This is a genomic window from Cupriavidus sp. SK-3 (assembly GCF_000611145.1).
Classification (GTDB): Bacteria; Pseudomonadota; Gammaproteobacteria; order Burkholderiales; family Burkholderiaceae; genus Cupriavidus.
Map to the genome: position 1 here is coordinate 43,810 of NZ_JFJV02000162.1, position 4,095 is coordinate 47,904.

Sequence of the window (4,095 nt, forward strand, 5' to 3'; positions counted from 1 at the left end):
GAGGTGCGCGGCTTTGACGAAAGGCGCTGGAATGCCGCGTGCCAGGCGCTGGTGACGCAAGGCAATATCGAGAAATTCCGCCAGAATCCGGACCTCGCCGGCTACCTGCTCGGCACCGGGCGGCGCGTGCTGGTGGAGGCCAGCCCGGTGGATCGCATCTGGGGCATCGGGCTGGCTGCCGACGATCCGCGCGCGGCCAATCCCGATCAGTGGCGCGGGCCCAACCTGCTCGGATTCGCGCTGATGGCTGCGCGCGAGGCGCTGGGAGACGGCGCGGCGCGTTAGAGCGGGACGAAGGGGCGGAGTCATCCGCCCCTTTGCTCCAGTCCGGGTCAGTCCTCGGCGACGAAGCCGGTAGCCTCCACGATCGGCTTCCAGGCAGCGCGCTCCAGCTGGATGCGGCGCCGCGCTTCTTGTCCCGGCCCGGCGGCCACCTCCAGCCCCAGGGCCTCCAGCTTGGCCGCGGTCGCGGCATTGGCCGAGGCGGCAATGAACATCTTTTCCACCCTGGCGACCACATCCGCTTGCGTGCCGGCCGGCAGGAAGGCGCCGTACCAGCTGGTCGCGTATTCGAACTGGCTGAAGCCCTGTTCCTTCAGCGTGGGCACTTCCGGCAAGGCCTTGGCGCGCCGCGTGCCACTCACCCCCAGGAATTGCAGCTTGCCGCCCTTGTACAACGGCATCATGCTGGCGACGGCATCCCAGCCGATCGACACCGTACCGCTGATCACGTCCACCAGCATCGGCGACGCGCCACGGTAGGCGGCGGGCGTAACGGCAATGCCGAGCTTCTTGCCCAGTGCCACCGTGCCGAGGTGGCCGGCGCTGCCGATGGTCGCCAGGCCCAGGCTGGCGCTGCCGGGATTGCGCCTGGCCCACTCGACGTATTCCTTCATGTTCTTGTACGGCTGCTGGACACCGGCGGCAATCACGGTGGGCACGTCGGTCAGCACGGCGGCCGGTACCAGGTCCTTGTCCGCGTCATATCCCAGCTTCTTGTAGGTCAGCGGGAAGATGGTGAACAGCGGCGAGGGGCCGATGAAGATGGTCTTGCCATCGGGCCTGGAGCGCTTGACGTAGTCGAGCGCCAGGCGCGCCGACGCGCCGGGTTTGTTCTCGACGATGACGGTGCCGTGCCCATCCTGGCGCAGTTGTTCGGCGTAGATCCGGGCCAGGCTGTCGGCCGCGCCGCCGGGCGCGTAGCCGACGATGATATGCATCGGGGCCGCCGCATCCTCTGCCGCGAAGGCCGGCCGGGGCAGGGCGAGGACAGCAACGGCACATGCCGGAAGCGCCAGGGCGTTGATCACAAAATTGCGGCGGAAAGCGTGGGTCATGGCGGGTCCGGTTTGAATCGATGAATAAGCGAGGCGCGGCGTTTTATAGCTGCGGCCACTGGCCCAGCAGCCCGTGCGCGGCTTCGAACAGCGCGGACACGCGCAGCAGCTCGGCGTCGCCGCGGAACTGTCCCACCAGCTGGAAGCCGATCGGCAGCCCGTCGCTGCCGAAGCCGCAGGGCAGGCTGATGGCTGGATGGCCGGTCATGTTGAACGGCATCGTCCACGGGAACCAGTGCGCGCGCACGTTTTCGAATGCCTGGCCGTCGATGTCGATGGTGCCGAACAGGTCTTGTCCGATGGGTAGCGCCGTACGTGTGAGCGTGGGCATGGCGAGCAGGTCGCCGCGCTGCAGCAGCGTCTGCACGCGCAGGAACAGCTTCGAGCGATCGAACATCGCCTGCTGGTACTCCACGCCGCTGACCTGCGCGGCGGAGGCCACCTGCTTCAGGAACGTGGCGCTGAGCTGGTCGCCGTGCTCCGCCGCGATGGCGGCAAAGCGCGCGCGCCAGACCGTATGGTTGATCGCGCGCCAGATGGGTTCCACGTCAAAGCCATCGCCGGAGAAGGCTTCCAGTTCCGCGCCTAGCCCGGCCAGCTTCGACAGGCTCGCCTCGAATGCCCGCGCAACCTCCGCCGATACCGGACGCCCCGGCGGCGCCAGGCAGTAGAGAATCCGGCGGCCGCGCAGATCCCCTTGCGGGCGGGCGGCGCCGGCATAGTCCGGCTTCGGCACGCCGATCGACCACGGATCGCAGGCATCTTCGCCGGCCATGACCTGCATCATCAGCCCGGTGTCCGCGACCGTGCGCGTGGTGGGCGTGACATAGGTCTGGTTGCCGAAGAGGTCCTGCGCCTGGCTGTGCGGGATCACGCCATTGCTCTGCTTGATGCCGACCACGCCGTTGCACGCCGCCGGAATGCGCGTGGAGCCGCCGCCGTCGGTGGCGACCGCGAGCGGTGCGATGCCGCTGGCCACGGCAACCGCCGCGCCGCCGCTGGATCCGCCGCTGGTGCGCTCGCGGCTCCAGGCATTGCGCGTGCGGCCGAACAGGGGCGAATCGGTCAGGCATTTGGAGCCGAACTCGGGCGTGGTGGTCTTGCCGATCAGGATGGCGCCCTGCTCGCGCAGGCGCGCGATGGCCACCGCATCCTGGTCAGGTATGTTGTCCCGGTAAGGGGCCACGCCAAACGTGGTACGCACACCCCTGGTGTTGACGAGGTCCTTCGCGGTGAACGGGATGCCGTGCAGCAGCCCCAGCGGCTTGCCCGCCATGACCGCCTGCTCGGCCTCGCGGGCCGCGGTCATGGCTTCATCGGCGCATAGCGTGATGAAGCAGTTCAGCTCGGGCTGCAGCCGGGCGGCACGGTCGAGCACGGCCTGCGTGAGTTCGACCGGCGATATTTCCTTGCGGGCGATGCGGGCCTGGAGTTCGGTGGCGGAAAGAAAGCAAAGCGCATCGCTCATTGGCGGGCGTCTCCAGAAACGTCTCGGGTGGCCTGGACGCCACGCCATGCTCTGCATGGCTTTGGTTTTTGGATCCAGAATCCAGTGTTTGAGGCTATAGTAGACCCGTGGGCAGCCCTTGTAAACTGCGCCAACCTGTCTGGATCACCCGGCGCGGCGATGTGCCGAAATACGCGGAAACGCGCGGAAATACGCGAAAACGCGCTGCGCCAAGAGGGGGCAAATGTCGGAAATGTCGGAAACATTCAAGTGGCAAGGCCGGGTGCGGCTGGTCGAGGAAGTCGCGCAGGTGCTGCGCCAGCGCATTTACCGTGGCGTCTACCCGCCGGGCAAGCCGCTGCGGCAGGGCGAGATTTCGGAGGACCTGAAGATCAGCCGCACACCGCTGCGGGAAGCCCTGCGCATTCTCGAACGGGAAGGCCTGGTCAGCGCCGAGACCGCGCGCGGCGTCACCGTGGTCAGCGCGGATTTCCGTCAGTTGATGGATGCCTATGAACTGCGCGAGGTAATCGACGGCCTCGCCGCTCGCCTGGCGGCGTCACGCGCGAGCGAACTGGCCGGCGCGCCTTTGCGCGCCATCATCGAAACCCAGCGGGGGAGTCTCGAGCCCTGGCTGCCCGAGGTTTATACGGCGGCCAATGTCGAGTTCCATACGGCCATCATCGGCCTGGCAGCGAACGAGTACCTGGCAAGGCAGGTACCCATCGTGCATATGACATCGCAGGTGTTCGCGCCACGGATCCTGTTTGCACGGGACCGCGCGCTGGCCGCCATCGGGGAGCACGAGCAGATCGTCGCGGCGATCGAGCGCGGGGATGCCGGCCAGGCGGAGCATCTGGCCCGCTTGCATATCCGCAATTCCATGGCGCGGCTCAAGGCCCTCGCGCAGATGGCAACGGATGATGCGCCGGTCATCGCCGAACCCTGAAATGCGGATCGGCGCGGCAACCGGCCCGGTCTATCGCTGCGGGCTCTCGCCGGTTGCCGGCGTGTCCTGCCGCAGCGCGGGATGATGCCGGCTGACGCTTCTTGCACCGAACAAGATCGCGCCAATAAAAACCACGATATACGCCCCGAAAGTAAGTGCCCCTTCCATGGCTGACCCCTCTGTTTTTGTGTGGTTGTTCTTCTTTCTTAGGCAATCAGTATGAGCAAAATCCTGACCGGTGCGCTACCACTCGGTGGAGGGGGAGAAGGAAGAAATCACGGGAAGATCTGCCTCATTTTGGGTGCAACCGCGAGGCGCGGCATAAGACAATGCATAAGACAAAGGCATAAGACAAAGGCATA

Annotated in this window: 4 protein-coding genes; 2 read left to right on the forward strand and 2 right to left on the reverse strand. The window is 66.5% G+C overall.

Going from position 1 to position 4,095, the window contains the following annotated elements; translation table 11 throughout:
* Positions 1-285 (forward strand): NADAR family protein (locus CF70_RS37940; RefSeq protein ID WP_235185089.1); only part of this gene is annotated, 285 nt, incomplete at its 5' end.
* Between the two features lie 47 nt (positions 286-332).
* Here the strand turns inward: CF70_RS37940 and CF70_RS16735 are convergent.
* Together CF70_RS16735 and CF70_RS16740 are read right to left on the reverse strand one after the other, a co-directional pair.
* Positions 333-1,337 carry a tripartite tricarboxylate transporter substrate-binding protein gene (locus tag CF70_RS16735; protein WP_035866875.1) on the reverse strand — a complete coding sequence of 335 codons (1,005 nt, stop codon included), beginning with the start codon at positions 1,335-1,337 and terminating at the stop codon, positions 333-335.
* 43 nt (positions 1,338-1,380) lie between these two features.
* Positions 1,381-2,805, reverse strand: coding sequence for an amidase (locus tag CF70_RS16740; RefSeq protein WP_035866877.1), 1,425 nt, complete (start codon positions 2,803-2,805; stop codon positions 1,381-1,383).
* A gap of 232 nt (positions 2,806-3,037) precedes the next feature.
* Between CF70_RS16740 and CF70_RS16745 the strand changes: the two genes are divergently transcribed.
* Positions 3,038-3,733: a GntR family transcriptional regulator gene (locus CF70_RS16745; protein ID WP_035866913.1), complete on the forward strand. Its 696-nt coding sequence runs from the start codon at positions 3,038-3,040 to the stop codon at positions 3,731-3,733.
* The last annotated feature ends 362 nt before the right edge of the window (positions 3,734-4,095 follow it).

What these genes read in the sequence shown, in the direction of transcription:
- CF70_RS16735 (WP_035866875.1), bottom strand. Translation starts at nt 1,337, where the DNA reads ATGACCCACGCTTTCCGCCGCAATTTTGTGATCAACGCCCTGGCGCTT.
- CF70_RS16740 (WP_035866877.1), bottom strand. Translation starts at nt 2,805, where the DNA reads ATGAGCGATGCGCTTTGCTTTCTTTCCGCCACCGAACTCCAGGCCCGC.
- CF70_RS16745 (WP_035866913.1), top strand. Translation starts at nt 3,038, where the DNA reads ATGTCGGAAACATTCAAGTGGCAAGGCCGGGTGCGGCTGGTCGAGGAA.